Annotated in this window: 2 protein-coding genes and 1 pseudogene; all 3 read right to left on the bottom strand. The window is 67.0% G+C overall.

Going from position 1 to position 2501, the window contains the following annotated elements; genetic code table 11:
* Positions 1 to 3 precede the first annotated feature (3 nt).
* A complete protein-coding gene (locus AB0912_RS22265) occupies positions 4 to 375 on the bottom strand; it encodes a hypothetical protein (protein WP_366702353.1) in 372 nt (123 codons plus the stop codon).
* Positions 372 to 869: a YbaB/EbfC family nucleoid-associated protein gene (locus AB0912_RS22260; protein ID WP_366702351.1), complete on the bottom strand. Its 498-nt coding sequence runs from the start codon at positions 867 to 869 to the stop codon at positions 372 to 374. The genes AB0912_RS22265 and AB0912_RS22260 overlap by 4 nt, the downstream gene beginning before the upstream one ends.
* Positions 870 to 2501, bottom strand: a pseudogene (locus AB0912_RS22255) (cell surface protein); the annotation flags it as partial. It lies immediately after the preceding gene.

The raw sequence follows: 2501 nt of genomic DNA, 5'->3' as shown, positions 1-2501 counted from the left end.
GGTTCAGTGGCCCCGTCCGCCACCGCTGTGCTCGTTGCCGATCTCGTCGGTCTTCCCCTGCAATTCGGCGACCTGCTCCTGCGCCCAGTTGGAGGTGCCGGTGATCTTGTAGATCTCCGCCCGCCGGCCGGCGTTGATGCCCTCCACCGCTTGGCCGAGTGCGCCGAGTGTCTCCACGAGGGTCTCGATCGTGCGCTTGTACTGCGGGCCGGCGCTCTGCGCGTATTCGTCGTCAATGCCGTACCAGGACGTGTTGGGGCGCAGTCCCTCGATCATGTCCTCGGCGATGGCCCGCGCGTTGGCGGAGACTCCTTCCAGCCGCGCCATGAAATCGCGGAGCTGTGCGGGGTCGCCTTCGAAGGAACCGCCCGTCACCTGCCACCACCTCCCGTTCGACTGGCGGGCCCTGACGGTTCGTCGGGGTCTTCGACGATCTCGTCCCTGAGCCTGGTCTTCGGCTGGGCGCGCGTCGCGCCGCCCTCGGCGACCGCCTGTTCGAACGGGCCGAAGATGCGCCCCCAGTCCAGGCCGCCCCCGCCGCCACGCTCCTCACGCAGGGCCGCGGTCCGCTCGGTCAGCGGCTTGAAGGCTCCCATCACCGCTTCGGCCATATGGGCCCGGCTTCGCTGGGAGGCTTCCAGCACGGCTTCACCGAGCTGGTCCGGCGTCATCGACTTGTACTTGTCCGCGAGGAACCGCACGCGGGTCACCTGCCCCTGCGCTCCCACCGTGACCTCCACGGAGCGGTCCTTGGACCTGCCCGTGTACGTCGCGGTGCTCATCCGCTTCTCCGTCTCCTCCAGGGCACTCTGAGCCTGCTTCAGCTCGTCCAGCACCCGCTGGAAACCACTGCTCTGCACTTCCGGCACTTAGTCCCTCCCAATGGATGCCGGCGCGCCGCCTTCGTCGGCGCCCCATACGTCCTCGTCCTCCGTCAGCCAGGACTCGCGCTCACGGTCACTGCTCTGTGTGTCCTGCTGCTGGCCCGCGCCGCCCTGTGGGCTCATGGGCGGCATGAACGGAGCGGAACTGGTGGAACCGCTGCGCTGGGCGACTCCGACGTCCTCCTGCTCCGTCGTGCCCCTCCCAGGCCGGCGACGAGTGACGGTCTGCGGCTCGTCGTCGAGGACGGCCCGCACTCGCTCGCTGGTGCTCGGGCCGCCCGAGGTCGACCCGTTGATCCGTGTACCCATGGGAAGCATGGGTTGCGCCCCGTTGGGTGTGGTGATGTCGCCCTGTCCCTGTCCTCCCCGCCCGCTGTGCGGCGGGGCTCCCAGGTCACCGGCGTCGAGCTGGCCGTTGTCGACGAGGTCTTCCTCGAAGTGCGGCTGGCTGTGCTGCGGGTTTGAATCATATGGGTTGTCAGGTCGGGCTGGGAAGTCTTGACCGGGTTGTATATGGGTGGTCGAGCGGGAGCCGTCGGGAAGGGTGGTACTGACCTCGCCCGTGTCGGGGTCGACGTTGGTTGAACTCCCGTCGGGGAAATCAGTGGTGAGCGTGCCGTCGTGCTGTCGGGTGGTCCAGCTTCCGTCAGGGTTGTGGAGGGATTCCCCGGGTGCTAGCTGACTGATCTCACGGTGACCATCGGGCGACGTCACGATGGTCTGCCCGGTGTCGGGGTTGAACGTGGTGGAAGAGCCATCCGGGAAGTCGGTGGTGACCGAACCATCCGGGTTGATGGAGCTGACGCCGTCGCCGGCGTGCTGCGGGATCGACGTGCCGTCCGGCAGTGCGTCCAGGGGCACGCCGCCCTGGTCGCCGCCGAGTCGGCCGGGTATCTGGCTCTGCACTTCGTCCTGGCGCCGCTGCGCCTCCTGGAACTGCTCTTCCTGGCGCTTCTCCTGCTCGGCCCTTTGCTGTTCCTGCTTCTGCTCCGCCTCGGCCTGCTTGGCCTCCTGCTGAGCCTGCAGCGCCTCCTGCTTCTTCTCCTGTTCCGCCTGCTTCTGCTCGGCTTCCTGCTCCTTCTGTTCCTGCTTGGCCTCCTGCTGAGCCTGCAACTCCTCCTGCTTCTTCTCCTGCTCCGCCTGCTGCTGTTCCTGCTTCTGCTCCGCCTCGGCCTGCTTCGCCTCCTGCTGAGCCTGCAGCGCCTCCTGCTTCTTCTCCTGTTCCGCCTGCTGCTGTTCCTGCTTCTGCTCCGCCTCGGCCTGCTTCGCCTCCTGCTGAGCCTGCAACTCCTCCTGCTTCGCCTCCTGCTTCGCCTCCTGCTCCGCCTGCTTCTGCTCGGCTTCCTGTTCCTTCTGTTCCTGCTTGGCCTCCTGCTTGGCCTGCAACTCCTCCTGCTTCTTCTGCTGCTCCGCCTGCTGCTGTTCCTGCTTCTGCTCCGCCTCGGCCTGCTTCGCCTCCTGCTGAGCCTGCAACTCCTCCTGCTTCGCCTCCTGCTCCGCCTGCTTCTGCTCGGCTTTCTGCTCCTTCTGTTCCTGCTTGGCCTCCTGCTTGGCCTGCAACTCCTCCTGCTTCTTCTGCTGCTCCGCCTGCTGCTGTTCCTGCTTCTGCTCCGCCTC

It is taken from the genome of Streptomyces sp. NPDC007084, from assembly GCF_040703595.1.
GTDB lineage: Bacteria > Actinomycetota > Actinomycetes > Streptomycetales > Streptomycetaceae > Streptomyces.
Note: the sequence above shows the minus strand (reverse complement) of the source record. Positions and strands in the feature narration are given on the sequence as shown.